At 50.6% G+C, this 26,386-nt stretch carries 21 protein-coding genes; 7 read left to right on the top strand and 14 right to left on the bottom strand.

Going from position 1 to position 26,386, the window contains the following annotated elements; translation table 11 throughout:
* The first annotated feature begins 77 nt into the window (after nucleotides 1-77).
* Nucleotides 78-779 carry a YebC/PmpR family DNA-binding transcriptional regulator gene (locus B0D95_RS01600; protein WP_078042271.1) on the top strand — a complete coding sequence of 234 codons (702 nt, stop codon included), beginning with the start codon at nucleotides 78-80 and terminating at the stop codon, nucleotides 777-779.
* 94 nt (nucleotides 780-873) lie between these two features.
* Here B0D95_RS01600 and B0D95_RS01595 read toward each other — a convergent pair whose 3' ends face one another.
* Genes B0D95_RS01595 through B0D95_RS01585 form a run of 3 tightly spaced genes read right to left on the bottom strand, consistent with a single transcriptional unit; the run spans nucleotide 874 to nucleotide 5,815 of the window.
* Entirely contained in the window at nucleotides 874-1,905 is a 1,032-nt protein-coding gene (locus tag B0D95_RS01595; protein WP_078042270.1) for a DUF4340 domain-containing protein, read from the bottom strand.
* Nucleotides 1,906-1,938: 33 nt separating this feature from the next.
* Nucleotides 1,939-4,857: a Gldg family protein gene (locus B0D95_RS01590; protein WP_078042269.1), complete on the bottom strand. Its 2,919-nt coding sequence runs from the start codon at nucleotides 4,855-4,857 to the stop codon at nucleotides 1,939-1,941.
* Nucleotides 4,847-5,815: an ABC transporter ATP-binding protein gene (locus tag B0D95_RS01585; protein WP_078042268.1), complete on the bottom strand. Its 969-nt coding sequence runs from the start codon at nucleotides 5,813-5,815 to the stop codon at nucleotides 4,847-4,849. The genes B0D95_RS01590 and B0D95_RS01585 overlap by 11 nt, the downstream gene beginning before the upstream one ends.
* Nucleotides 5,816-6,336: 521 nt before the next feature.
* Here B0D95_RS01585 and B0D95_RS01580 point away from each other — a divergent pair.
* The 3 genes from B0D95_RS01580 (at nucleotide 6,337) to dapE (ending at nucleotide 11,540) form a co-directional block, all read left to right on the top strand.
* Entirely contained in the window at nucleotides 6,337-6,909 is a 573-nt protein-coding gene (locus B0D95_RS01580) for an Hsp20/alpha crystallin family protein (protein WP_141229440.1), read from the top strand.
* A gap of 293 nt (nucleotides 6,910-7,202) precedes the next feature.
* Complete coding sequence (locus B0D95_RS01575) at nucleotides 7,203-10,184, top strand: TonB-dependent receptor (RefSeq protein ID WP_078042264.1); 2,982 nt, start codon at nucleotides 7,203-7,205, stop codon at nucleotides 10,182-10,184.
* A 204-nt stretch (nucleotides 10,185-10,388) separates the two neighbouring features.
* Nucleotides 10,389-11,540 carry a succinyl-diaminopimelate desuccinylase gene (gene dapE, locus B0D95_RS01570; RefSeq protein WP_078042262.1) on the top strand — a complete coding sequence of 384 codons (1,152 nt, stop codon included), beginning with the start codon at nucleotides 10,389-10,391 and terminating at the stop codon, nucleotides 11,538-11,540.
* 126 nt (nucleotides 11,541-11,666) lie between these two features.
* On the opposite strand, the gene B0D95_RS01565 is transcribed toward dapE, so the two are convergent.
* Nucleotides 11,667-12,248, bottom strand: a complete 582-nt coding sequence (locus B0D95_RS01565) for a hypothetical protein (protein ID WP_078042261.1) — start codon at nucleotides 12,246-12,248, stop codon at nucleotides 11,667-11,669.
* A gap of 278 nt (nucleotides 12,249-12,526) precedes the next feature.
* Here B0D95_RS01565 and B0D95_RS01560 point away from each other — a divergent pair, with 278 nt between their 5' ends.
* Nucleotides 12,527-13,237 carry a DUF1461 domain-containing protein gene (locus tag B0D95_RS01560; RefSeq protein ID WP_246841696.1) on the top strand — a complete coding sequence of 237 codons (711 nt, stop codon included), beginning with the start codon at nucleotides 12,527-12,529 and terminating at the stop codon, nucleotides 13,235-13,237.
* Between the two features lie 10 nt (nucleotides 13,238-13,247).
* Here B0D95_RS01560 and B0D95_RS01555 read toward each other — a convergent pair whose 3' ends face one another.
* From B0D95_RS01555 to B0D95_RS01530, 6 genes are read right to left on the bottom strand one after another with little or no spacing between them, the layout of a single operon-like run.
* A complete protein-coding gene (locus tag B0D95_RS01555) occupies nucleotides 13,248-14,288 on the bottom strand; it encodes a Gfo/Idh/MocA family oxidoreductase (RefSeq protein WP_078042257.1) in 1,041 nt (346 codons plus the stop codon).
* 35 nt (nucleotides 14,289-14,323) lie between these two features.
* The gene (locus tag B0D95_RS01550; RefSeq protein WP_078042255.1) at nucleotides 14,324-14,782 is read right to left on the bottom strand and encodes a DUF4442 domain-containing protein; all 459 of its coding nucleotides are present in this window, start codon (nucleotides 14,780-14,782) and stop codon (nucleotides 14,324-14,326) included.
* Between the two features lie 46 nt (nucleotides 14,783-14,828).
* On the bottom strand, nucleotides 14,829-15,632 hold the full coding sequence (locus B0D95_RS01545; protein ID WP_210403669.1) for an ABC transporter ATP-binding protein: 804 nt from the start codon (nucleotides 15,630-15,632) through the stop codon (nucleotides 14,829-14,831).
* Nucleotides 15,629-16,630, bottom strand: coding sequence for an iron ABC transporter permease (locus tag B0D95_RS01540; RefSeq protein WP_078042254.1), 1,002 nt, complete (start codon nucleotides 16,628-16,630; stop codon nucleotides 15,629-15,631). Before B0D95_RS01540 ends, B0D95_RS01545 begins: the two co-directional genes overlap by 4 nt.
* 22 nt (nucleotides 16,631-16,652) lie before the next feature.
* Complete coding sequence (locus B0D95_RS01535) at nucleotides 16,653-17,528, bottom strand: ABC transporter substrate-binding protein (RefSeq protein ID WP_078042252.1); 876 nt, start codon at nucleotides 17,526-17,528, stop codon at nucleotides 16,653-16,655.
* 1 nt (nucleotide 17,529) lies between these two features.
* Nucleotides 17,530-18,441, bottom strand: coding sequence for an ROK family protein (locus B0D95_RS01530; protein WP_078042251.1), 912 nt, complete (start codon nucleotides 18,439-18,441; stop codon nucleotides 17,530-17,532).
* Nucleotides 18,442-18,625: 184 nt separating this feature from the next.
* Here B0D95_RS01530 and B0D95_RS01525 point away from each other — a divergent pair, with 184 nt between their 5' ends.
* Together B0D95_RS01525 and B0D95_RS01520 are read left to right on the top strand one after the other, a co-directional pair.
* Complete coding sequence (locus B0D95_RS01525; RefSeq protein ID WP_078042250.1) at nucleotides 18,626-19,012, top strand: PilZ domain-containing protein; 387 nt, start codon at nucleotides 18,626-18,628, stop codon at nucleotides 19,010-19,012.
* Nucleotides 19,013-19,059: 47 nt separating this feature from the next.
* Nucleotides 19,060-19,428 (top strand): PilZ domain-containing protein, encoded by a 369-nt coding sequence (locus B0D95_RS01520; RefSeq protein ID WP_078042249.1) that lies wholly within the window; start codon nucleotides 19,060-19,062, stop codon nucleotides 19,426-19,428.
* Nucleotides 19,429-19,434: 6 nt separating this feature from the next.
* On the opposite strand, the gene radA is transcribed toward B0D95_RS01520, so the two are convergent.
* The 4 genes from radA to parE form a co-directional block, all read right to left on the bottom strand.
* On the bottom strand, nucleotides 19,435-20,805 hold the full coding sequence (radA, locus tag B0D95_RS01515) for a DNA repair protein RadA (protein ID WP_078042247.1): 1,371 nt from the start codon (nucleotides 20,803-20,805) through the stop codon (nucleotides 19,435-19,437).
* A gap of 8 nt (nucleotides 20,806-20,813) precedes the next feature.
* Nucleotides 20,814-21,734 carry a hypothetical protein gene (locus B0D95_RS01510; RefSeq protein WP_078042244.1) on the bottom strand — a complete coding sequence of 307 codons (921 nt, stop codon included), beginning with the start codon at nucleotides 21,732-21,734 and terminating at the stop codon, nucleotides 20,814-20,816.
* A gap of 215 nt (nucleotides 21,735-21,949) precedes the next feature.
* The gene (locus B0D95_RS01505; protein WP_078042243.1) at nucleotides 21,950-24,304 is read right to left on the bottom strand and encodes an Ig-like domain-containing protein; all 2,355 of its coding nucleotides are present in this window, start codon (nucleotides 24,302-24,304) and stop codon (nucleotides 21,950-21,952) included.
* A 171-nt stretch (nucleotides 24,305-24,475) separates the two neighbouring features.
* Entirely contained in the window at nucleotides 24,476-26,365 is a 1,890-nt protein-coding gene (gene parE, locus B0D95_RS01500; RefSeq protein ID WP_078042241.1) for a DNA topoisomerase IV subunit B, read from the bottom strand.
* Nucleotides 26,366-26,386 lie beyond the last annotated feature (21 nt).

Below are 26,386 nucleotides of genomic sequence, written 5' to 3'. Positions count from 1 at the left end.
ACAACGGGCGCAGCAAGTAGCTGCCCCTAACGATAAACCAGGCACAATGGGTTTGTGCAAACAACGAGGCGATAATCATGGGCGCACAATGGAAAGCAAAACATAAAGAAGAAGCTGCGAGCGCAAAAGGTAAAATTTTTACCAAACTCACCAAAGAAATTATGATCGCAGCACGCTCGGGTGCAGACCCGGATATGAACCCGCGCCTACGCCTCGCTATCGTCCAAGCCAAAAAAGCATCAATGACGCGCGAGACATTGGAGCGCGCGATTAAAAAAGGCTCGGGCCAACTCGACGGCGCCGCCAGTTACGAAAAAGTCACCTATGAAGGTTACGCACCGCATCAGGTGCCCGTGATCGTTGAATGCCTTACCGACAACGTCAACCGCACCATCTCCAATATTCGCGGTTTATTCCGGAAAGGCCAGTTAGGTACATCCGGTTCTGTCTCTTGGGATTTTGATCACTTGGGCATTATCGAAGCCAGCCCAGCCACGAAAGATGCCGATATAGAAATGGCAGCAATCGAAGCCGGCGCACAGGATTTCGAAGCAGACGACGATGGCACTGCAACCTTTTACACAGACCCAACCGATTTGGATCTGGTACAAAAAGCACTGCCCGATCAAGGTTTTACTGTTGTGTCTGCCAAACTCGGCTACAAACCCAAAAACCCCGTGAGCTTATCTGGCGAAGCATTGGAAGAAGTGGAAGCATTCCTGGCTGCGATTGATAACGATGATGATGTGCATGAAGTTTATGTTGGTTTAGCAGGTTAAGCACCGCTGAACAAAAAGCAAATAGCGACAGCTAGAAACATAGATACAAATAACAACAGCCCGGCATATGCCGGGCTGTTTGTTTTTAGTTAGGTCAATTACCCAACAAACCTTTGGTAGCGTCTTGCACAACAGCCTCTACCGGGTTGGTCGCTGCAGAGTTTGATGTTGTCGGACTTGTCTGCGTGGTTGTCGCCGGCGCCAATAGATTTTCACGCACGACCTGAGCGATACGTTCATACTCATACTCACTCAGTGAAAAGTACTGTTCGCGATCACTGCGTTTGACAACATATCCAGCGTCAGTCTTGATAAATTCATACTGCCAATTGCCTTCTGCACTTTTTACCGCAAGAGTAATGGGCTCGCCCTTCGGTGCTTCTTGCACCACAGACTGCACCTGCAAACTAGCCAACGCCTTCACCAAGGCTGTCACATTTTCGGTGTTTAATGACGCACCGGTTTCATCAACTAATTGCCAGTTTTCACCTTGCCTTTGCAGCTCGTAATCGCGCCCTTTGATGTTGACTGGATTGTTAGTAGTGAGCAGTTGTTTATTCAACCAATCATCACCACTGGTGGCTGCATCCATAGTGCTGAGTGCAACGCTGTAAACCTGACTATCACCCGCACGGCGCAAATGCACTTTTTTGAAACCAGGTGAACTGCCTAAATAAAATTCCGCCTGCAATTTATCACCTTCATAAAGGCGTAATTTGCGCTGGAATTTTTGTTCGCCTACTTCAAACCGCTCGTGGCTGGATGCGGTATTGGCAACCGGCCAGGTCAACCGCAATCCGTTTAACTTTTCCAACAATGCGGTGATTTTTTCATTGTCTACCGGTAAGGACGACTGCGTGAGTTGCCAGCGATTCGCTTGTTTATTCAAGTGCACACTGGTTGTCGCATCAGCGATTTCAATGCGATCAATCACGTTGGTGGACACTGGCAACAAAGGTACCGCCGTTGGTGTTGCACGGGAGTTCTGTTGATAGGCATAAACACCCACCACCAATAACACTTGAATCACCAACAAGAGCCACAGGCGTTGTTGCCAGCGCGCCATATCCCACATGGTTTCTACCCTATTACTCTGGGCAACATTAATGGTTACTGCTTGGTTCATTATTCACCTCTTTCTGGTCAATAGTGAGTGTGATTAGTTCGCCAGCCACTGCCGGTACTGTTGTTCGCGACGACGCTTAAACTGTCGCTGCACCAGCCCCACCAACAACAGCGCACCCAGCGCTAATGCGTAATTTAAATACTCCCAAAAGGCTTGGCTGGTTTGTTCCATCGCGGGCAGAGTGCGGTTGAAATTGCCGCGTGCGCGAATACTTACCAGCCCTTCATCCTCCAGCGCCCAATCCACCGTATTGGCAAGTAATTGCACCGAATTAAGATACTGCCCACCGGTGGCCATACCGGTCATATTGATGACGGCATCGCTGAGGAAATCGTTGGAGCTGAATAAAATAATGCGTGCAGATTCCAGAGAGTGTTGAATAACACTGCTCACTGTTTGTGTAGTAGATAAAGCCGCATCGCCATTATTTGCCTCAGCCTCGGAGGCTCCTGCCGCGGTTGTATCAGCGTTTGTGTTTGCGTTTGTATTGACCAGCAAGGGCGAATTTTTTCCGGCAAAAAAAGAATCAAAACGGCCCTGACTAATCACACCCAACAAATGGGATTTTTGTTCGCCCACAGGAATAAAGCGTGACAAACCATCGCTGTTGACTTGCGGCACTATATTCATATCGCCACTCAGCCATGCGCTGTCCGAACTGCGTAGCAATTCGGTAATTAGGCGCTGCTGATTTTTGTCAGCATCCAGCGCGATAGGTGAAGCCCATGCAAGACTCGCCTGTGGCAAACCGCTGGTGATGGGATTCTCCGCATTCAAACCTTGCCCACGCACATCCACAAAATAAGGGTAATCCACCATGCGCATTTCCTGCACACTGAAACCACCCAGATTGCGGCTCACGGGAATTGGGAAAGGCAAGTTTTGTTTATCCATCACCAACTTTTCTTCCATGCGAATACCGTGATGGGCGAGCCATTGCTGCACACCACTGTTGTGTTTTTGCAAACTCAAACTGCGCTGGCTGACCGAGGCGCTGTAGGGCGAGCTGGCCATAATCACCGTGCCACCTTGCATAAGGAATTGATCCACCGCGAACAATTCTTTTTCGCCCAGTTCTTTGGGGGCAGCGAGCAATAATACATCCGCCTCACCGCTCACACTGCCGTCGGACAAATCCTCGCGTTGCACATTTAATTCTGCACCGAGAAATTCCTGCAGCTGATTAAATTGCGGCCCCGCCGGTGCACCATAGTAGCCGCCCATATCCGCCGCAGGAGTCACCAGCGCTACGGTTTTGGTGAAACCTGAAGCGAATCGTTTCAGGGCAGCGTTAAAGTTGCGCTCAAAACTTGCCGCACTCATATCATCCAGCGGGATCTGCACCAACTGCTCACCCTGCGCCAAGGTCATGTAAAAATAAAAACGTTCATTGCTGAGCAAACTGGTCGCCAGAGGATTAAAACCATAATCCTGAGCGATGCGCTGCCCCAATTCACCACCATTGGCATCCGGGTCGAGAAACTCCAACTGCAAACGCTCGCCCGATTTTTCGCGTTGTTTATTCACCTCAGCACTAACCAGATCCTTAAATTTTTTAAGCGCCTCAGGCAGGCGATTATCCGCTGACACATAGGCAGTAAAACGCAGCTCACCTTTTACTGTGTCAAACAAATTGCCGCCCGCTTGATAAGAGTGCAGCACTTTTTTAATCGCGCGGGTTAAATCGTGTTCGGGGTTGCGCAGTTGCACATCCAAATCGGTTTCGCCGGCACTTTTTACTTCAATTAAATCGCGAAAGCCCAGCACTTGATATTCATCGCCATACTGAACCAACACGTTGAAATAGGAATTTACCAGCGAAGCTTGGTAGCGATCCGAAATTTGGAAGGGCACGGGTTGAATGGCATATTTCTGATTTGCCTCTTGCTCCAACTCCGGGTCAGTTACCGGATCCACAAATTCCACGCGCACTAACCCCTTGCCTTCCACTTCATATTCTTTCATCAAGTCGCGCAGCTGCGGCACCAGCGGTGATAACAGCGGATGGGTTTTGCCGCTGAAATAACCACGCAGCAATAAGGGTTCTTGCAGTTGCTGCAAATAGTGTTCAGTTGCAGTAGAAATGGAATATTGATTGCCGCGAGTGGTGTCAATACGCAGGCTATTAATTTGGCCAAGCCAGAGATTGGCTGCCAAGGCATTGATCAACAATAACGCAGTAACAGAACGCCAGCGACCATGATGGGTTTTGTTGCCGGTGGCCGCCCAGCGTTCGCGCTCCAAAGCGTAGGTATTTAAGGCGAGAAATACCAACACCAGGCTGATATAAAAATACAAATCGCGCAGATCAATCACACCGCGGGCGATAGAATCAAAACGCGCACCGGTTGCCAACAATCGTAAATATTCGGCGGCGCTATTGCCCATAAAATTGGTAATTGCACTGCTGCCCAATAGATAAAAAACCCCGCAGAGTGCCACGGCGCTAATCAAACTGACTATTTGATTATCGCTGCGCGCAGATACAAACAAACCCATACTCAAGTAAGCAGCACCCAACAATAAGGTTGCCACATAACCCGCAGCTACCGGCCCCCAATCCAAATCGCCCAGCACTGCAACAGTAATGGGGAGCGGCAAAGTGATCGCCAGTGCAATCACCAACAACACAACGCAGCCCAAAAACTTACCCACCACAAAATGCCACAGCGGCACGGGTTGGGTAAGTACATGTTCAAGCGTGCCGCTACGGCGCTCCTCACTCCACAAACGCATGGTGATAGTGCTGCATAAAAAAATCAGCAGGAGCGGCATCCATTCGAACAACGGGCGTACATCGGCAATATTGCGGGCAAAAAAAGCTTCACCCCAAAAAAAGGCAAATAAACTGACAGCCGCAAAAGCGGCTAAAAATAAATAGGCGATCGGTGAGGAAAAAAATAAACCGATTTCTTTTTTGGCAATTTTTGTAATCGTAGTGTTAGGCAGCACGATCAACCTCCTGCGTTTCTTTCGCGCTCAGCGTGGCATTGTTGATATCGCGGAACAGGCTTTCCAGGTCGCGGGTTTCGGGTTGCAGCTGGTATAACTCCGCGTTGTTTTCCAATACTAAACGCGCCAGTGCAGCCGTAGTGGCTTGCACGTCAGCGGCATCGCCCAAGTGAATACGCAGCTGCTCGCCATGTGCATTTTTACCGAGAGCTTCAATTGTTTTTACGCCAGTTACACAGCGCAGCACTGGCTCCAGTTCAGCACCGGATTGATTGGTGGTGAGTAACAAGGAGCGGGCGTGGCGCAACTCCGACAATTTTTCATCCAATACCAAGCGCCCCGCGCGCATCATCAATACGCGGTCACACAAGGCATCCACTTCTTGCATAATGTGGGTGGATAAAATAACTGTCGCCTCCTGCGCAATAGTGCGAATTAACGCACGCATTTGCAGGGTTTGCTGTGGGTCCAAGCCGTTGGTGGGCTCATCCAGAATTAACAGTGCGGGGCGACCGAGCAATGCTTGTGCTACCCCCACGCGCTGTTTGTAACCGCGCGACAAACTGGCAATGGGCGCCAGCAATTTATTTTTTATGTCAGTCGCGTCAATCACACGCTTTATGTCGCGCTGTTTTTCCGCGCCCTGCAAACCTTTAAGCTCGGCCGCGTAATCCAAATAAGCGGCCACCGACATTTCAGGATAAATCGGTAAATTTTCTGGCAAATAACCAATTTTACGCTGCAAGGTTTTGAGGTTATCCGCCAGCGCCAGCCCCTGGAACTGGATGGTTCCTGCACTGGGTTCCAAATAACCGCTTAACATTTTCATGACGGTAGTTTTGCCTGCCCCATTGTGGCCAAGCAAACCTACGATCTCACCTTTGGCGATAGTAAAACTGACCTCATCGGCCGCCACAAAATCGCCGTAGGCTCGCTTGAGTTTTGACACTGCCAGCATAAAAGCCTCCAGAGTAATGGACGAAAGATAACAACAAGAATTCAGTTAGAAATACAGTGCGTTAAACCGCAAGGAATATGGGCGGGGGGGCGCCAGAAGCGCGCAAAAAACAAGAGCGAGAATTGGATAACCGCGTTATGAATAAGGTTCGCGTTATACATTGTTTTTTCCTCAGTAACGGGATTATTCCCACAAAACAATCGTAGCTAACGAAGCTGCGGCGTTAGATGAGGACACCATAAATAAAGTTCAAGGCACCAGATAAAAAAATTTAACGACGATGAAAAACCCATGAAAAAGGATAGGTGCAGATTAATAAAACAAATTTATGTTGGCATTTATTTTTATAGAAAAAGCATCTAGCAATATGGCTTGAAGTCAGGAAACTCCAGCCTTAGTTAATAATTAACCGCGCTATTTGATCCAACACAAATGTGCAGCGGGTCATTGGCGCTAGGCTGTTACTGACAGTTATGTCAGCGCACTTAACTACCGATGATTCACCACAACAGGAGGTGCTTATGAACAGATTGCAACTCAACCCCTGGAACTGGTTTAAACATGAAGATGCCGGGCAACAAGCGCCCGCTACAACCAGTGCCAGTAATGAAGAAAAAGACAACACCACCGGCAGTCACCCCATGCTGCGGTTGCAGCGGGAAATTGACCGGTTATTTGATGCAACCTTTCGCGATTTTAATATGCCATCGCTCAACAACCGCTGGCCAAAAGATGGGTTATTTAACATCACTGGTTTTCAGGCCAAATTAAATGTTGCAAGCGATGACAAGAGTTACCAGATCAGCCTGGAGGCACCCGGCTTGACCGAGAAGGACATCAATCTGGAAATCAACAAAGGTGTACTTACTATTCGCGGTGAGAAAAAAGAGGAAAAAGAATCCAGCGATAAACACTACTACCGGATGGAGCGTTCTTTTGGCAGTTTTCAGCGTGTACTCACCCTGCCAGAGGATTGCAACCAGGACGAGATAAGCGCGTCCATGAATCACGGTTTGCTGGAGATTACTATTCCACGCAAGGCACTGCCACCGAGTGAAAGCAAACGCATTAGCATCAACAACAAAACCAACTAAACCCGCACAGCCCTCTTCTGGAGGGCTTTTTTCTGCCCGGTAGAGTAAAAGCAAATTTGTAAATCTGCCTATATCCACCCATTCCCCTACCTCCCCTTTCCCCCGTTAAAAAGCGAACCTTCACATATAATCAGACAATTTATATTGACGCCCCAAAAAAGCAGGAATAGGATTATTCAACACTCATGTATACAAGTGCACTTGAGTGCCACTACTGCACTGAAATAGACTTTTGCATTCCCTTACAGGCTTTTGCAAAGACCAGAATAATCAATCAGTAAAGGATTTTTAGTATGAACTCTCTATATATCAATCCGCTTTTTAAGATCAGTTTACTCAGCCTTGCGATTGCATCCGCAGGTGCTGTTGCGCAAAACGAAGTCGAAGAACTGGTAGTTACTGGCTACAAAGGCAGCTTGCAAAGTGCGACTAATGCCAAACGCGCCTCTACTTCATTGGTGGATTCGGTGTTCGCCGAAGACATAGGTAAGTTTGCCGATTCCAACATCGCAGAAGCCATTAACCGCATGCCCGGTATTCAAATTAGCCGCAACGTATTTGGCGACGGCACTAACGTATCTATTCGCGGATTGGGCACCAGCTTTACCAAGGTGACGCTGAATAATGCGCAGATTGCGGTGGCATCCGCTGGCAGTGTGGATTCACAAAACCAGAACCGCGAGATCGATCTGGATCTGTTCCCCACCGAGCTTTTTACCCGGTTTGATGTACAAAAAACCCCGACAGCGGGCATGCTGGAAGGAGGAGCTGCCGGTGTTATTAACATCCGTAACGCGCGCCCCTTTGATAACAGTGAACAAGGTTTTCACTCGGTAGTTAACGCCCAAGGCGTGTACACCGATATTAATAATGAGATCAGCCCGAAGCTGTCCGCTCTGGGAAGTTGGACTAATGACACCTTTGGTGTGCTGGGCGGTATTTCCGTTTTTAATAAAAAACTCACCACCGAAGGGTTTGAAACCATCGGTTGGACCAACCTGAATACCTCGCACCGTATTTGTGGCACCACACCGGGTACAGGCCAAACCCTGGCAACAACCGGTGGCTGTAATCCATCGGGCGGTAACAACTGGAATGTGGCGGGATTAATCCAGGACGCCAATGATCCGAACTTTGGTTACGGTGTTGTTCCGGCCAATGCCGGTGCTGGATTAACCGCGGGCACTATCATCGATCAGGCCTTCCTGCTGGATCAAAACCCCGGGCTGGATATCACCCAAATTTCCGAAGCCCTGATTCCCCGCCTGGGTCGCTTGGCTTATATGGATGGCGAACAGGATCGCGTGAGCGGCTTGCTGTCGTTTGAGCATCGTCCCAGCGATAGCATGCAATTTTATCTGGATATTATCGCCACCAATCAAACCCGTGATTTCAACCGTTTGGCACTGGCATTTATCGGGCGCAATGGCACCGCCATTCCGACCAACATGGTGTTGGACAGCAATAACGTCGTGCAGTCGGCTACCTTTGGCGGCGCGCGGTTCCTGCTGGAAGCTCGCCCCTACACCGAGGATTTGGATTTCTACAACATCAATCCCGGTGCGCATTTTGAATTTGGCGATGTGCACACACTGGACGTGCAGTTGAACTCCAGCCGCAGCGATTGGAAACGTTCGCAACCGACGGTGTTGGTCAACACACCGATCGGGCAGGTGGATTTTGTAAACGGCGAAGTTCCCAAATACAACTCGGCGGTAAATCTGAATGACCCCAATGCCGGTTGGACCTGGGACGGCGGCGGACGCGTGAATATTTCATTGGAGGAGCGCGATACCGAAACCGATGGTATCCATGTGGATTATCGTTTTGGCGATGCCGACAACAACATCAAATTTGGTTTGGCGCAGGACACTATCCGCCGCGCTATTCGCGGCTATGACAACAGTGGCCGCTGGGAAGATGTGGTGTGCCGCAATGGTCTGGATGCCGATGGCAATTCACCTACCACCAACCGTGCGCCTTGTAACGGATTGAACCCCAATTCGGCCGTGCCACAGTCAGAACTGGCCTCCTATTTGAAACCTGGCCCATTCGGTTTTATCAGTGTTGATTACGACCGCTTCTTTGCCGCAACCGATTATTACACCCTGGCCAAGGGCGCACCGGAAGGCGGTGGCTCAGCAACCGGGGCATCCACGGGTATTGTGGATGAAGATACGCTGGGCGGTTATCTGGAAGTAAACGCCAAAACAGAAATTGCCAATCGCGAGGCGCGGATTAATCTGGGGGGGCGCTACATAGAAACCGATCAGGTCATTGAAGGCCCTGTGTCTATCGCCGCGCAACCCAACGCCAACCCACCGGTAGAAGCACAGCGCTTCTACAGCAGCGTGTCCTCCAACTACAACTACTTCTTGCCCTCGCTGAACGTCAGCTTTGATGCTGCCGAGGATGTTGTCCTGCGTTTTGCAGCCTCCAAAACCATGACGCGCCCTAACCCCAGCGCTATGTTGCCCGCCACCAATTTTGGTGATCCTTCGGCGCAAAATGCGACGCAAGGTAACCCGGATTTGCAACCTTACCTCTCCACCAATATCGATATTGGCGGCGAATGGTATACCGGTGATGAGGGTTATGTTGGCCTGACCTTGTTTGGCAAACAAATGACCGGTTTTACCGTCAACAAAAATACCTCCGTACCCTTCTCGCAATTGCCGGTGGCGATTGGCAACCCCAATATGATTCCGTTTGACTCCCTGGCGCCAACAGCACAAGCAGCCATTATGAGTCGCGGTGGGCCAGATGTTGCACAGGTCATCGTCACGCAGCAAGTAAACTCCGATGGCAACCTGGAAATTGAAGGTGCGGAAGTGACCTGGGTACAACCGCTGGATATGATTTTGGAAGGCTTTGGCTTTAATGCCAACTACACCCATATCCATCAGCGCGGTGAAGGCAATGGTGCGCCGGCGCAAGCGATTGGCGTATCGCCGGAAACCTATAACTTCACGGCTTACTGGGAAAATTACGGCGCCTCTATTCGTTTAACCTATGTATGGAATGACGAGCAATGGGCATCGGGCCCGAATCAAAACGGTATTCCGTTCGCGCAATTAAAAACCGATGCCCGCGGCCAGTTAGACTTGTCAGCCAGTTACGACTTTGAAAAAGTAGCCGGCGCACCACAAGTTAGCCTCAGCATCACTAACCTGACCAGCGAGCCTATTCGCCAAACCTTCCATTACGATTCGGCGACCTTCAGCTATTACGACCCGGGTATGTTTGTCACCTTGGGTGTACGCGCATCCTTCTAATCTGATGCTGGGTGTTCATCACCAACCCTTTCCCCTGCCCGCAAGGCAGGGGCTTTTTACCTTTCCCCTGTTTTAATAGTTGCGATCACCTTCATATCAACCCATTACACCATCCGTGTTTTTTATTACTCAATCTCATCGAATCCGGTACAAAATCGCGTAAAATTCACCGCGAATTTATCCTTCATACTGCCGGACATCACCATGACCTCTGCCCTAAGCCCCACACTACAACTCGCTACTGATTTAATCCGCTGCCGCTCGGTTACGCCGGAAGATGATGGCTGTCAGGAGATGATGATCAAACGCCTTGAAGCGATTGGCTTTAAAACCGAGCGTTTACGTTTTGGCGAGGTGGATAATTTTTGGAGTATTCGCGAGGGCAGCGACGGCGCGAGCGGCCCGATTTTGGCCTTTGCCGGTCATACCGATGTTGTCCCCACTGGCCCTGAGGCCAACTGGAACAACCCACCCTTTGAGCCGCAGATTATCGACGGCATGTTGCACGGGCGCGGCGCGGCGGATATGAAAGGCTCACTGGCGTGTATGGTTATCGCCTGCGAAAACTTTATTGCGCAGCACCCCGATCACAAAGGTCGCATTGCATTTTTAATCACCAGTGATGAAGAAGGCCCTTCTATTAACGGCACAGTGAAAGTGGTGGAATGGCTGGAAGCGCGCAACACCAAAATGACCTGGTGCATTGTGGGTGAGCCATCCAGCACCAAGGTGGTGGGTGATGTGATTAAAAATGGCCGCCGCGGTTCACTGGGGGGCATTTTAAAAGTCAAAGGAATCCAGGGGCATGTGGCCTATCCGCACCTGGCGGATAACCCCATCCATAAACTGGCACCGGCACTGGCCGAATTGGCAGCAGCCCACTGGGATAATGGCAACGAATTTTTCCCCGCCACCAGTTTTCAAGTATCCAATATTAACGGCGGTACCGGCGCCACTAACGTGATTCCGGGCGAAGTGGAAGTGGTATTTAATTTCCGTTTCTCCACCGAATTGACCGATCAAATCCTGCGCGAACGCACCGAGGCGATACTGAACAAACATCAATTGACCTATGAACTGCAATGGGTTCTGAGCGGCCAGCCCTTCCTGACACCGCGCGGTGATTTGGTCAATGCTGTTGTTGAGGCCATCAAAACAGAAACCGGTTTGGATACTGAACTCTCCACCTCTGGCGGCACCTCCGACGGTCGCTTCATCGCCCCAACAGGCGCGCAGGTTGTAGAACTGGGGCCAATCAATGCCACTATCCACAAGGTCAACGAATGCATCAGTGCCGATGATTTAAATAAGCTCACCGCAATTTACGAACGCACATTAAAAACATTGCTCGCATAAGCGAGCTGCAAAAAAATCCGACATCACCTTCCTACTCAACAACACAGAGTAGATATAAAAAAGCCGCAGACCAAGCTGCGGCTTTTACTTTCCCATTAACGTCAATATTCCTTTCTGGTTAATCCTTTAGGTACGACGACGAACAGCAAACACGGATATCAATCCCAAGAGTAACAGAATTGCAATATTCGGCTCTGATACACTCGTTTTCGGTGTTCCAGATCCCCACAGGAAAAGGTTAGACAAACCACCTCCTTTTCCTGCCACGCGCTCATAAGAGAATGTGCCGGATACTTCGCCGGGAGTAATCAACCACGCAAACGCATCAGGATTTCCACCACCCTCACCGACATGCATGCTGATGACAGCGCGGCTATACATAGTCCAAAATGAGGCGTCGATATACCACATACCATTGACGTCCGTTCCCCAGCTATCGGCTGAAACCTTGAACAGATCATTGCTGCCCGGCGCCGTTATCTCACCCTCTTTCACCCAGGCAAATCCCAAATCATCAATCAGCGCATCCACATCCGCAGGCGTGCTTATATTCGCGTTGGGACCATTTCGGGTTGCACACAATACCGCATCATCCAAGGTTGCTACACGTTCATTACTTGGTAGACAAGTAATGGCTCCCGCGTTAGCAAACGCACCCCACATACAAGCAACAACCATAAATCCCGCTTTAATAATTGACTGCAACATAGCAAGTCTCCTCGTTTTTATATGGCCGCCAAATGTGACGGCGATCACATATAAAATAGCAATTTAGATGCCACTCTAATTGGTCGAAAGTATCCTTATGATTTCTATACTAATTATTGATCGCTTACATGGCACCAAAATCATCACCTGTAAAGCTATTCGACAACAGAAGAAAAAGCCGAGCCAGAGACGCCAGGATAATGACGAAAAGCCTATCGCCATGCTAAGTTGCCGCCAGTTTTTTCTTTAACGGACCCCATACCTTAATGAAGCGCCCAGTGAAATATTTTTTTTGGCCCCTATTTTTTGCCTGCCAGCTAATTGCCCTGGCCTTAATCAGTTGGCATCTATTGGCCCAATTTCATTTCGCCTACCCTGTCGGTTATAAGCTTTTAGCATTGGATCAACACATCGCCGACTATGCGCCGCTCAATCGCTATAAACGGGATTTTGAATTGATAACGCCCAGCGAACACTGGCGCTTGTTTGGGGAAATTAGCGATGCCGTGCAGGCCAGCGGTAAGGGGCTGGGCGATATTCACTACGCACTGAAAAATGGCCAGACAACTCCTTTAATGCATGAGGCTGAAATTATTCACCTGCAAGATGTGGCCAATTTAATTGATGTATTTTACTGGGTAGGTTCTGGCTGCGTGCTGCTATGGTTGGGCTTGTTGGCCGTTGCTTATTGGCAACAACTAACGGCACCGCCAACCAGACAGGTATTGCTCGGTTTTTTAATGGCAGCACTCATTATTACGCTGGTTGTGTTACTGATCGGCCCTAGGTCGGTGTTTTATTGGCTTCACGTACAAGTGTTTCCCGATGGGCATCAATGGTTTTTTTATTACGAAGAATCACTGATGACCACCCTGATGAAAGCACCGGATATTTTTGCCTTTATCACCTTGTTATTGGTGACCTTGCTCATCGCACTCTGGTGCCTCAGTGTTTATGGCGTTATCCGTTTGCTGAACAAAAGTGCATAGCACAGCAATATTAACCCAAGGGAATAAGCCGCTGCTGCGCTGCACTTTCTTCACCGGCCAATAGCAGCTCCACGCCCAACAGCGATTGCTCTGGTAAAAACACCAGCGGCGCCGCGCCGCTAATGGCATCGACAATATTTTTATAGTACTGCTCATAGCAACCCCGTTGACCGGGCAGGCTGGTGATATTGGAGACGGTATGATCGCGAGTGTGTAACACACCATAGTTGTCTTCACCGGGTTGTGCCCAATCGCTCATACCCGGGAGAATCCCGCGCATTAACTGCCCTTCTTGCACATCCTGCCCGAATTTCAAAAATGACCCTTTGTCGCCGTGCAGCGAAACCGTTGCGCCTTTTTCACTGACAAAGGTACTGGAGCGCAATATCACACGCAGATCGTCGTAATAAAAAATACTGGTGAAGTAATCGGTAGCGCCTTCTGCGCGACGCAGGCTGCGCATATCGGCATAAACACCGTTTGGTTTGCCAAATAAACACAACATGGAATCCACCATGTGAATACCTAAATCAAACCAAGTACCGGAACCGGGTAATTTGTCCTCTTTCCATTTCTTGTGGGTGATGTTGGTGCGATAGCGGTCATAGTGCCATTCCACTTCGACAATGCGCCCCAAAGCACCGGATTCAATGATATTTTTGGTGTCCAGGTGATCGCTTTCAAGGCGTTTATTTTGAAACACCGACAGGATTTTTTGCTGGCGTTTTGCCAGTGCAATTAATTCATTGCCCTCGTCCATACTCAAGGTAAAAGGTTTTTCGACCACCACATGCTTGCCTGCCAACAACGCGGCTTTGGTCATGGGGTAATGCAATTCATTGGGGGTATTTACCACCACCAAGTGAATATCCGGATTGACAATAATTTCTTCAAAATCTTTGACAATATTTACCTGCGGGTAATCCGCCAGTGCGGTAGGTTCATTGCGCTGTAAAACCGTGTGCAAGTACAGGCCTCGCTCGGCAGAAATCAGCGGTGCATGAAAAACCTTGCCCGACATACCATAAGAACAGAGTGCAACATTGAGCATAATCATTACCAATACAGAATCAGGAGCGCCACCGATTAGTGGGTGCGCGCACGCGGTTTTAATTTGATATAGACACGACGCTTAACACGGGCAACTAACGCGCCCTGTTCATCAACAATATCTACAGTGAATTCGGGAATGTATTTTTCGCCACTGGCGGTTTTGGTGCGAATATCGTCAAGAATCTCATCTGTGATGATAAAGTGGGCGTGTACATGGGTTTTGCCGGGGGCGATGTAATCTATCTCCGCGTGTTTGTCCCACACAAAATAATCGCTACCTAAATTGTGCATTAGCAACAACATATACCAAGGGTCAGTCATGGACATCAGGCTGCCGCCGTATTGCACCCCCACATAATTGCGGTTGTACCAGCGTAACTTTAATGTCACTTTCGCTTCCCGGTAATCAGCAGCGAGGTAGGTGAGTTTGATTCCTGCAAAAAACAGCGGCGGCCAGATATTAACAATGGATTTAAAAAGACCTGCGTTCATCTTGTACTCCATCAATAGGGAAATATCCTGCGCCGTTTAATTGCGATTAAAGCACTCGTTTGCGCGGAATAATCACCACACCGTCTTCACGACAATCCACATAGGCACTAATCCCATAGACCTGCTCCAGGTTTTCAGTGGTTAATACCTGGATGGGTTCACCGTCTGCCACAATTTTTCCGTGATGCAACAGAATCAACCGCGAACAAAATCGCGCCGCAAGGCTCAAATCATGCAGTGCGGCAAGCACCGTCCCGCCCTGCTGGGCATGAGTGGCCAATAACTCCATCACATGCAGTTGATGGTAAGGATCCAGTGCCGCAATGGGTTCATCGGCCAAAATAATGTGGGGCTCACCGGCAAATACCCGCGCTAGCAATGTGCGCTGTAATTCACCACCAGACAGTGTAGTCACAATACGCTGGCGCAGCGATTGCAGTTCTGTGATTTCAAGTGCGTGCTCAATAGCCTGCTTATCGCGCGCCGATTTCCCGCTCATGGGTTTATGCCAGGGCGCACGACCAAGGCCCACTAAATGTTCAACTTGCAAAGGCCAGGCGGGTGTTTCCTGCTGAGGCAAATAGGCCATCACCTGTGCGCGTACAGGCCCGGATAAAGTGCTAAGCGATTGTGCCGCCGCATTAGCGGTGACAGATAAATTTACTGCGCCGGAATCCGGTTGCAGCAAACCGGCCATGACGCGCAAGAGCGAACTTTTACCCGCGCCGTTGGGGCCAATCAGCCCCACCATTTCGCCTGCTGATAGTGCAAGATCCGTCTTATCCAGAATGACGTTACCATCACGCGCGAATGAAACCTGCTGGGCACTGAGAATTGTCGTCATCATCATGCCCACCGTGAACGGGTTTTTAAAATTAATAACAGAAAAAATGGTGCGCCAATTAATGAAGTAACCACTCCAATTTTTAATTCGCGTGCACTATCGAATTGACGCACCAAAATATCAGCGAGTACCAATAACAATGCACCACCCAACGCACTAGCCACCATTAGCCGCCCTGGACGATAACCGACAAAAGGCCTCAACAGATGAGGAATAACCAAACCAATAAAACCAATGGCACCACTCACCGCCACGCATGCACCTACACCGATGGAAATACCCAGTAACAAAATGCCACGTTCAATATGATTATTAAAACCGAGCGAGCGAGCGCTATCTTCACCCAAGCTAAGCGCATCAAGAAAACGAATGCGACTGAGCATCATTAACCAGCTAATAATCGCAAGTGGCAGCGCGATGCTGACATGGTCAAAGTGGCGATTAGCCAGTGAACCCAACATCCAAAATACAATTTCCTGCATAGCGTACAAACTGGGGGCAAAATTCAAGGTTACGGCTATTAGCGCAATCATAATGGAACTCATAGCAGTACCCGCCAAAATTAAAGCCAACATACTGCTATGCAAACCAGCCAACACATACACCATAAATAAAGTAAATAAAGCACCAACAATAGCGGCGCCAGGCAACCAATACCATGCACTGGCAGCAACACCAAAATACAACGTACAAATAGCACCGAAGGCCGCCCCGCTGGAAACACCCAATACACCTGGATCGGCAAGCGGATTACGCAATAGCCCCTGCATAGCAGCACCCGACATCCCCAAGGTAGCACCAATGACCAGCGCAAGAATTAAACGAGGCAGACGAATTTGGCCCACCACGTTGGCAGCAAGGCTTTGCTCACCGTTAAAAAAATCCAGCAAGCCGTTGATGACATCAATATCCGCGAGGCCAGTATTGAGTGCAATGACTGATGCGAGCGTAATAGCCAGCACCAGTAAACAGATTAAGGTTGTAAATGAGATTCGGGACTGCAAGGGTTAATACCTATTAAGTAAATTATTTCGCTAGGGAATTTTTCAATTGGGTTGCAACATCGCTGATCACAGTCGCAGCACAACCCGACAAACCTGCCGGCAAGGTAATCACTTTAAAATCAGCATGCCGCAATGCGGGATGTGAAAGATATTCCCGCGCAAGTGAATAAGCGTCATCACTCCCCTGCTCCACAATTAAAATTTGCGGTTGAGCGCTAAGTAATAACTCCAGATCAAGCTGGTTAAAACCAAACATACCGCGTTCTGCGGCAAGATTTCGCAAACCGGCAAGCTGCATAAATTCGTGTTCCAGTGTGCCATCACCAATGACTACACCATTGGCCGAATACCAAAAAGCAGTGAGCGGTGTTTTACCTTGGTTAGCCGCTTGCAGTTCGGCAATTTGCGCATTGATTTCTTGTACCATCTGCTCTGCTTTTGCCGTCGCACCCACCATATCTGCCAATTGCAAAATTTGACGATTAATATCCTCCAGTGTGCGCGGCAATTGCAAACGCTCTACTCGTTTCCCGAGCTTTTGTAGCAATTCAATAGGGCTATGCGCATCAAACTCGCCAGCCAAAATAATATCGGGGTGCAGCGGCACAATTTCTTCCGCGAGGCCGTGATTGAGTGGCATCCCTTTTACTTTCCCGGCAATAGGCGACCACATAGGATTGGCGGTCAAATAACTGAAAGAGACCAGTCGCTCATGGGGCACCAGTTCCCATAGCAATTGATCAATACAAATATTGAGTGAGGCAATGCGTTGTGGTGGGGTTTTGAGCGGCGTTTCGGTGTTGGTGTGTGCAGGTGTTTGGGCTTGCAGCGACGCGATAAAAAATAAAAAGCCCATCGCAAGGAAGATGGGCTTTTTGAGCAAGAAAAATGGCAGCATCTTAAGCAATTGGATTCAACCAGGCAGCACCACGTACGCCACTCGAATCACCGTGCACAGCCTGCACTATGGGGGTATCGCACTCGCGGCCAAACACGTAGTTGGGTAACAGCTTGGGGACTGCGGTGTAAATCGCCGCGATATTGGAAGCGCCGCCGCCGAGCACAATGACATCCGGGTCGAGGCTGTTAATCACTGTCGCCAAACCGCGCGCCAGTTGGTCGTAATAATTGGCCAATACCCTTTGGGCGATGGCTTCACCTTGCGCCGCACGCTCAACAATATCATGCCCCTTAACCTGCTCCCCCGTCGCCAGCTGATAAGAGCGACACAAACCGGTGCCGGATAAAAATGTTTCCATGCAACCGGCTTTACCACAGTAACAGGGACGCGCGGTCAGCTCGGCTTCGCTCGTCCAGGGCAGCGGGTTGTGACCCCACTCGCCCGCCAACCCATTGGGGCCCACCAAAGGCGCGCCTTTATAGGCGATCCCGGCACCACAACCTGTACCGAGGATACCGGCAAATACCATCTCATAACCGCGACCGGCACCGTCGGTGGCTTCCGATACGGCGAGGCAATTGGCATCGTTAGTGACTTTGACATCGCGCTGCAAAAATACCGATAAGTCGCGTTGGAAGGGTTGGCCATTGAGCCAGGTGGAATTGGCATTTTTTACAAAACCGGTTTTGCGCGACACCGTACCGGGAATACCAATGCCGACGGGCAGATGGTTTTGGCCCGCTGCGGCTTCAGCCTGAGCGACCAGGCTGGCAATATCGCGCAGGGTTGCCGGGTAATCATCGCGCACCGTGGGAATGCGTGTACGAAACAATTCCTGACTCTTGCCATTAAGCAATATCACCTCGGTTTTGGTGCCGCCCAAATCGATACCAACGCGAAAATCTGTCATAAAAATCAATCCGTTATCCGTTAGGGCGAAATTATAGGTGGCGCGACGCGCGCGAAGCAAATAAGTACATTAATTAACAATTAGCGGTAGTAAAAGAATGGCGATTTGGCGCGCGACGACTACACTCAAGTGCAGGCTATTGGGCCCCTTTTGATTACTGATCTATGAGCAACTGATTTAATTTATGAGCACCCCACCACACAACACCGATGACAGCGAACGCCGGAAATTCAGCCGTATCCTGTTTGATGCCCATGTCGAACTCGCACAAGGTGAGTTTCATTGGCGCGCCAGCTTGCTGGATATTTCACTGAAAGGCCTGTTACTTCAGCAGCAATTGCCTGCAGAGGTAGATGCGCACACGCCTATTTTGGTCAAGATCCTGTTGTCCGACAACACGACTATTGCCATGTCGGTCACTGTCGCCCACCAACACCACAACCAGACCGGACTGGTCTGCAGTTCCATTGATATCGATAGCGTTAGCCACCTGCGCCGCCTTATCGAACTGAACCTTGGTGACTCAACTGCCGCCGAGCGCGAACTTATCGAACTGATCAGCGATTATTGATTTATTCGTCACCAGACCACTACTCCTGCGCGGACTCTATACACACAATGTCATCCGAACCCGACAATAGCGAACCCTTAAACGCCGAAAAGCGCCGCTACCCGCGTTTTACCTTGCGCGCTTATGCCGAACTGCAATATTCCACCAAAACCTGGGAAGCCCATGTGTTGGACTTGTCTGAAAGCGGTGCGCGCATTGCGCTGCTGGAAGAACACCTGTTGCAAAAGGGCGATGCACTACGCGTGCACATCGACCTGAGCAATGTAAACCTGGTGGCATCCGATAAAAAACGCCTGGACCTGCATGGCCGCATTGTTCATGTGCGCGAGCATGTGCTGGGGTTTGATTTTCAGCCCGATACACCAGCCGATAAAACCCTGCTGTACGAATTACTGATGCATATTGAAAACCAGTAGCCGCGACTAGAGCGCGGCCAAGGCCTCCTGCAAGTTTTTCACGGCCACTACCTCAATACCCAATTGTTTGTCGCGCGGGGCATTGGCAAAGGGCACTATCGCCCGCTTAAAACCGTGCTTCGCCGCTTCACGCAGCCGCTCATGGCCACTGGGCACCGGGCGAATTTCACCGGACAGGCCCACTTCGCCAAACACAATTAGATCCTGCGGCAACACCCGGTCGCGAAAACTGGAGACAACCGCTAACAGCAAAGCCAGGTCAGCACTGGTTTCCATGACTTTCACGCCGCCAACCACATTCACAAACACATCCTGATCGCCCACCATAATGCCGCCGTGGCGATGCAATACCGCCAATAACATCGCCAGACGATTTTGATCCATGCCGACAGCAACGCGCCGCGGATTCCCCAAGTGACTGTCATCCACCAAAGCCTGAATTTCAATCAGCAGCGGGCGTGTCCCCTCCCACATCACCATGACCACCGAGCCGGAGGCGGCATCCTCTGCGCGCTGCAAAAAAATCGCCGAGGGGTTGCTGACCTCGCGCATGCCCTGTTCGGTCATCGCAAATACACCCAGCTCGTTCACGGCGCCAAAACGGTTTTTATTGCCGCGCAAGGTGCGGAAACGCGAGTCGTTATCGCCTTCCAACAGGATCGAGCAATCGATCATATGCTCCAGCACCTTGGGGCCAGCGAGCGAACCGTCTTTGGTGACGTGCCCCACCAGAATTAATACGGTGCCGGTTTGTTTGGCAAAACGGGTGAGATACGCCGCGCTTTCACGCACTTGCGATACCGAACCCGGCGCCGAGGAAATATCCTCCATGTGCATGACTTGGATGGAGTCGATCACCATCACCTTGGGCGTCACTTTTTGGGCGATGGCGCAAATCGCTTCCACACTGGTTTCACTGAGCATTTGCAACTGATCCGTAGGCAAACCCAACCGCTGGGCGCGCATAGCGACTTGTTGCAATGACTCCTCACCAGTGATGTAAAGCGCGGGCATAGTGCGCGCCAGATTGCACAATGTCTGCAATAGCAAGGTGGATTTTCCTGCACCCGGATTTCCGCCAATAAGCACCACCGAACCCGGTACAAAACCACCACCCAATACGCGATCAAACTCACCGGTGCCGCTGCTAAAACGCGGTACTTCATTGAGGGCAATTTCTGCCAGGGTTTGGATTTTGTTGCCCGAGGCACCGCCCGCATAGCCTTCGAATTTAGCGGCGCGATTGGTAGGCGTTGGCCCCAAACGCACTTCACTCAAACTGTTCCAGGCACCACACTCAGTGCACTGACCCTGCCATTTTTTATAATCCGCACCGCACTCGTTGCAGACAAACGCACTTTTGGTTTTAGTGCTCACAACAGCCCCTATTCCTGATCTTTGGTCAATTTAAGGTACGCGCCCAAGCCAACCAGAAGTGCGACCGCCGCGACCAACATAAATACCGCCGAGTTCAAATGAGTCGCATCGCCCAGCAGGGATTTAAACATCAATAACAGCGATTCAATGGACACCGCAATCACAATGGCCGACATAAACCGGCTGATGGTCCGGCGTGTAGATCCGGTGTGGTGGATGTCTTTGTGCAGCAGCACTTCCTCTTCGAGAATGGTTTTCCCCAAGTCAAAAATCGCTAACCCCAGGGTGACCAAAATGACCGATTGGAAGGCTTGGGTTGCGGTGTTGGTATGCTCGTACACCATGTCAAACAGCGATGTGCCCGCCGAGTACAACAGCAGCGAGGACACTATGACCAACATCACACCGATAATGCCGTACACCACTTGAAAGAAGGGATGGACAATGCGCCGCAAACTGTCGCCATTTAAAAAGGTGATCAGTTTTTCCAAATTAAAGTTGATCACCAGATAACAAGTTTCACCCTTGTTATCAGTAAAACGCTGCACCGCAGAAATCGCCAACTGATGGGTTGCACTGGACAGATACGGCTGGGTTACGGTGGCGGCAGCGGTATTTTCACGGGCGCGGGTATAGTAAACCCGGTTGCTGCGATCCGACCCCAACCCCGGCTCACGTCGCTTGGGGTCAGGCACTGTGGGGGATGCCGCTGACTCGGTAATTTGTACACCCTTATCGTTAATGCAATAGAGCAGCTCCATAAACGGATAGGACTCGTGCAACCGCTTCACCACCCTATTGAGATGCTCATGGGAGGTATCCATTTTGGCCGGCGCCAGTGAAGTCACAATCGACTCCAACAGACGCGTAATCTGCGCCTGATATTCGTCGTATTTTTCTAAGAGGTATAAATAATTGCGTGGGGTCATACTGGCGGCTCTGTGCGATTAAATAACGAACCCTGAATCAGGGGTCAATGGCTGCGGCATAATCCCCAAAAACCTCAGTTAACACAAGGTATTTACCGGCCAAGCCTATTATTAACAAGCAGTTATTACGCCAGTATTGATAGCAAAAATTGCAAACACCTGTAATACGAAAAACCCCGGCGAACCGGGGTTTGTTGCTACATATCAGGCCAGTATTAATCGTTAGCGACAGGCAACTCAATATTACCCGGCGCGCCGCCGCCGACCGTTACATCGCCGTCATTCAACACAAAAGTAACCACCTGGGTTTGCAACTCGGCCGTCACTTGTGGGGCATTGCCTTCGGGGCGCAACAAGGACGCATGACCGCCTGCAGTGTGTTTGACATAACCGCGCCCGAGTTGTGTAGAACCCAGCCCCAGTTGGGTTGTGTTTAGCAGGGAGGCCATGGCCTGGGTACCGGTAAGTGGCGCGCTGGCTGCACTGTTGGGAATGACCAAATCATTATTGATTTGCTGTACCAGTACTGGTACGCCTAACTGTGCAAGGGTCTGCATGTAATTGACCGGATCGCCTGCATCCATCGCGCTTTGCGCCGTGTACAAGAAACGCTCGTAATTGGTGCTGCCCACCATCACACCGCTGGCCGCCAAACCACCGTTAATCACCGGCGCAAAGGTCGCGGAATTCACCAGCACTTGCGCCACCTGTGTGCCTGCTCCGCTGGTAATTAACCCGCGAATCGGGTTGAGGTTGGCACTCAGACCCACTTGGGTATCGGCAGCAATGGCCAGTTGGTTAACCGTAGTAAACACGCTCCCCAGTATGCCGCCCAGAGAAGCCCCCACCACATAGACACGATTCAAATCCAAACCGGTATTGACCGATTTGAGCATCTCGGTGTTGATATTGGCGAGGCTGGCATTGAGGTTGAGTAAATCCATCACCGCCTGGCGATTATTATCGCGCGTATTGGTGAGGTAGCCGAGGTTGATAAATTGAGCTCCGGAGCCATCGCTTGCACCGGGAGACTCAAAATTCATCGGCGCAGGAGCCCCGCCCGCACCAGCCACATTGAAATGACGTTCATGTGGGGCATTGGCACCATAAAGCGCTGCAAAAGGAATCGACTTGCTCTTCTCCACGTTCAGCACATTCACCAATGCACTGTTGGCAGGAATACCATGCACCGGCAGATCAATCGCCACGGTTGCCACACAGCGGCTGGCCAGCGTGTGACCCAAGGCCAATACCGAAGCGCGATCACTGGTAATACCGTGCACATAAATAACCGTGGGGTAGCCGGTGGATGCATAAATCTGCCCGCAATTAGCAGCGCCGGCGTAACCAGGTACCCAGTTATCTTGTGGCAGAGTGACTTGTAAAGGCACAGATTCATCGCCAGTTTTGGCCGCAAAGGGGTAGCGGTAGGTGACGTTGTAGCTGCCGTCCACATCCATCGGTATTGTGCGCCCCAAGGCACCGGCCAGGGTTAAATCCGGCTTCCAGCTACGGGTCAGATAAGTGCCAAAGGGTAACCCAGTCGCGGCTGTCTGGTAGTACGGCAGCTTGATATAGCCGGTATACAACTTGCCCACATTCGCCGCTAATTGGCTGCTGAAGGCAGAGAAATCAATCCCGGTGACACCGGCAATCCCCAGGCTGCGCGCTTTGGGCGTTGGCAATAATCCGAGCGATTCCAACCCCTCCGCATTTGCTACCGCTGTTGTTGGCGCTGTACCTGCGGCAATCTGTAGCCCGGCAATAGCCGCCCGTGGCGCGGCCATGGCGACCAGCGGCGATACGGGATCCGTTGTGGTAAAGGTATAAGTGAGCACTAACTTTTCTTTGGCACTGGCAGCCGTTAAGGTGCCACCACTGACGTTCGCCAGAAAGCCGCTGGCAAGAGTCTCCCAACCAATAATCGCATTGCGCACCGGTAGCAAGGCTTCAAGCGTGGTATAGGACGGGTCGCGCAGCGCGTTGTAGGTCCAGGAGCGGGTGAGTGGCGAACCACTGCTATCGCGCAGGTCATTGGTTAATACCACCAAATACTTGGTTTTTGGCTTGAGCGGCTTGGTGGGACGAATACGGATCGCATTGTTAGTCCCTCCATCCAGCGATACCACTTGCACATCAAAATTGGCAAGACCGGTAATGCCGGTGATATTGGCAGGGTTCAACGCATCGCCAGTCGCAGTTAACTCGATCAGGAACACAGTCTGTGCCGCGACGGCACTGGCAGGATTCACCCCACCACTCACCAAAATGTCAAAAAATGCCGACGTGGAAAAACCGTCCAACTGATTCATAGTAGCGCGCACAGGGTCTGTGGGAGCGCCCAGGTTGGCAGTGCCATCGCTGGTTGCTGCTGCCGCAAAAATCAGGTCGGTATTAAAGGGCAAATCAGAAATCACTGGATCAAAACGCGGGTGAGTGCCCTCCACATAAATATCCGGGCCAGTGGGCGTGGGGGCTTTTTCAGTACCGCTACCACCGCCACAGCCATGCAGGCCAAGGGTAGAGAGGGTCATTGCGGATAACAGGAACAAGTGTATTTTATTCTTCATAATAGATCCCTGAGTAAGACTGATAGTGTTACAAGAATTTAGTCTAGACCTATTTTTAGAAGCTGCGAGTCAACCAGCAAAAACACAGCCGCCTATTTCGCCAGTGTGCTCCACACGCAAAAAAAAAGGCAAACCCCGCAGGATTTGCCTTGTGATCGCGAGCAGCAGAAGTTAGACCGCAATTTCGGCCAAATTACCCTTCTCTTCCAGCCAGCTTTTGCGATCACCCGCGCGCTTTTTGGCGAGCATCATATCCATGATTTGCATGGTGCCGTCATCTTCACCAATCGTGAGCTGCACCAAGCGGCGCGTGTCGCGCGCCATGGTAGTTTCTCGCAGCTGTAGCGGATTCATTTCACCCAAGCCCTTAAAGCGCTGCACATTGGGTTTGCCTTTTTTGTTTTCCGCTGCGATGCGATTGAGCACACCATTTTTTTCGCCTTCATCCAGCGCGTAATACACTTCTTTGCCAATATCGATACGGTACAGCGGCGGCATGGCCACAAATACATGACCGCGACGTACCAATACCGGAAAGTGCTTTACAAACAGCGCACACAAGAGTGTCGCGATATGCAAACCGTCCGAGTCCGCATCCGCGAGGATACAAATTTTGTGGTAGCGCAACTCGCTTAAATCTTCACTACCCGGATCCATGCCAATCGCGACAGAAATATCGTGCACTTCCTGACTGGCAAGAATTTCCCCCGAGTCTACTTCCCAGGTATTCAGGATTTTTCCGCGCAGCGGCATAATCGCCTGGAATTCGCGATCACGCGCCTGCTTGGCAGAACCGCCCGCCGAATCCCCTTCCACTAAAAACAATTCGCTGCGCGCCGGATCACCACTGGAGCAGTCGGCCAATTTACCGGGCAGCGCCGGGCCTTGGGTCACTCGTTTGCGCTCGATTTTTTTACTGGCACGCACGCGCTTTTGCGCATTGCTGATACAAAATTCCGCGAGCTTGTCGCCGTCCTCTGTGTGTTGGTTTAACCAGAGTGCGAACGCATCTTTTGCGATACCGGAGACAAATGCCGCTGCTTCACGTGAGGTTAAACGCTCTTTGGTTTGACCGGAAAATTGTGGGTCGGCGTGTTTGTAAGAAAGCACATAACAGCAGGCATTCCATAAATCTTCCGGCGCGAGTTTAATGCCGCGCGGAATTAAATTGCGGAATTCGCAGTAGTCGCGCAGCGCGTCCAGCAAACCGGTGCGCAATCCATTCACATGGGTTCCGCCCTGCGCCGTCGGGATCAAGTTGACGTAGGATTCCTGCACTAACTCGCCGCCATCCATCAACCATTGCACCGCCCAGGTCACGGCTTCAGTTTGACCGCTAAAATCACCCACAAATGGACTGTCTGGCAAAGTCAGCCACTCTTGTGTTGCACCGGCGAGATAATCTTTTAAACCATCCTCGTAGTACCAAACATCTTTTTCGCCCGTCGATTCATCGAGGAATGTCACCGTCAAACCGGGGCACAATACCGCCTTGGCGCGCAGCACATGACGCATGCGGGTGACGGAAAATTTAGGTGAATCAAAATAAGTTGGGTTAGGCAGGAAATGTACGCTGGTACCCGTTTGACGCTTAGGGCAAGTGTCGATAATTTCCAAATCACTGGCTTTATCGCCATTGGAAAAACCCATCTGGTAAACATTGCCGTCACGTTTTACCGTCACAATCAATTTTTCCGACAAGGCGTTTACTACGGATACACCTACACCGTGCAAGCCGCCGGAAAATTGATAATTTTTGTTGGAGAATTTACCGCCCGCATGGAGCGTACACAAAATCACTTCTACACCCGGTTTGCCTTGCTCCGGGTGAATATCCACCGGCATACCGCGACCATCATCCACCACGGTTACCGAGTGATCTTTATGCAGAATCACATCAATAGTCTTGGCGTGCCCAGCCAGGGCCTCATCCACGGAGTTGTCGATAATTTCCTGTGCCAGGTGATTGGGGCGTGTTGTTTCGGTATACATGCCCGGGCGTTTTTTTACCGGGTCTAATCCCGTGAGTACTTCAATATCTTCTGCGGAATAATTTGCCATCTTGTTGTCTTTTTACCGAAT

The sequence above is a fragment of the Cellvibrio sp. PSBB023 genome (assembly GCF_002007605.1).
Classification (GTDB): Bacteria; Pseudomonadota; Gammaproteobacteria; order Pseudomonadales; family Cellvibrionaceae; genus Cellvibrio.
Note: the sequence above shows the minus strand (reverse complement) of the source record. Positions and strands in the feature narration are given on the sequence as shown.

Bases quoted from the DNA above. Each gene is read 5' to 3' on its own strand.
- B0D95_RS01600 (WP_078042271.1), top strand. From the start codon at position 78: ATGGGCGCACAATGGAAAGCAAAACATAAAGAAGAAGCTGCGAGCGCA.
- B0D95_RS01595 (WP_078042270.1), bottom strand. From the start codon at position 1,905: ATGAACCAAGCAGTAACCATTAATGTTGCCCAGAGTAATAGGGTAGAA.
- B0D95_RS01585 (WP_078042268.1), bottom strand. From the start codon at position 5,815: ATGCTGGCAGTGTCAAAACTCAAGCGAGCCTACGGCGATTTTGTGGCG.
- B0D95_RS01580 (WP_141229440.1), top strand. From the start codon at position 6,337: ATGAACAGATTGCAACTCAACCCCTGGAACTGGTTTAAACATGAAGAT.
- B0D95_RS01575 (WP_078042264.1), top strand. From the start codon at position 7,203: ATGAACTCTCTATATATCAATCCGCTTTTTAAGATCAGTTTACTCAGC.
- dapE (WP_078042262.1), top strand. From the start codon at position 10,389: ATGACCTCTGCCCTAAGCCCCACACTACAACTCGCTACTGATTTAATC.
- B0D95_RS01565 (WP_078042261.1), bottom strand. From the start codon at position 12,248: ATGTTGCAGTCAATTATTAAAGCGGGATTTATGGTTGTTGCTTGTATG.
- B0D95_RS01555 (WP_078042257.1), bottom strand. From the start codon at position 14,288: ATGCTCAATGTTGCACTCTGTTCTTATGGTATGTCGGGCAAGGTTTTT.
- B0D95_RS01550 (WP_078042255.1), bottom strand. From the start codon at position 14,782: ATGAACGCAGGTCTTTTTAAATCCATTGTTAATATCTGGCCGCCGCTG.
- B0D95_RS01545 (WP_210403669.1), bottom strand. From the start codon at position 15,632: ATGATGATGACGACAATTCTCAGTGCCCAGCAGGTTTCATTCGCGCGT.
- B0D95_RS01535 (WP_078042252.1), bottom strand. From the start codon at position 17,528: ATGCTGCCATTTTTCTTGCTCAAAAAGCCCATCTTCCTTGCGATGGGC.
- B0D95_RS01530 (WP_078042251.1), bottom strand. From the start codon at position 18,441: ATGACAGATTTTCGCGTTGGTATCGATTTGGGCGGCACCAAAACCGAG.
- B0D95_RS01525 (WP_078042250.1), top strand. From the start codon at position 18,626: ATGAGCACCCCACCACACAACACCGATGACAGCGAACGCCGGAAATTC.
- B0D95_RS01520 (WP_078042249.1), top strand. From the start codon at position 19,060: ATGTCATCCGAACCCGACAATAGCGAACCCTTAAACGCCGAAAAGCGC.
- B0D95_RS01510 (WP_078042244.1), bottom strand. From the start codon at position 21,734: ATGACCCCACGCAATTATTTATACCTCTTAGAAAAATACGACGAATAT.
- B0D95_RS01505 (WP_078042243.1), bottom strand. From the start codon at position 24,304: ATGAAGAATAAAATACACTTGTTCCTGTTATCCGCAATGACCCTCTCT.
- parE (WP_078042241.1), bottom strand. From the start codon at position 26,365: ATGGCAAATTATTCCGCAGAAGATATTGAAGTACTCACGGGATTAGAC.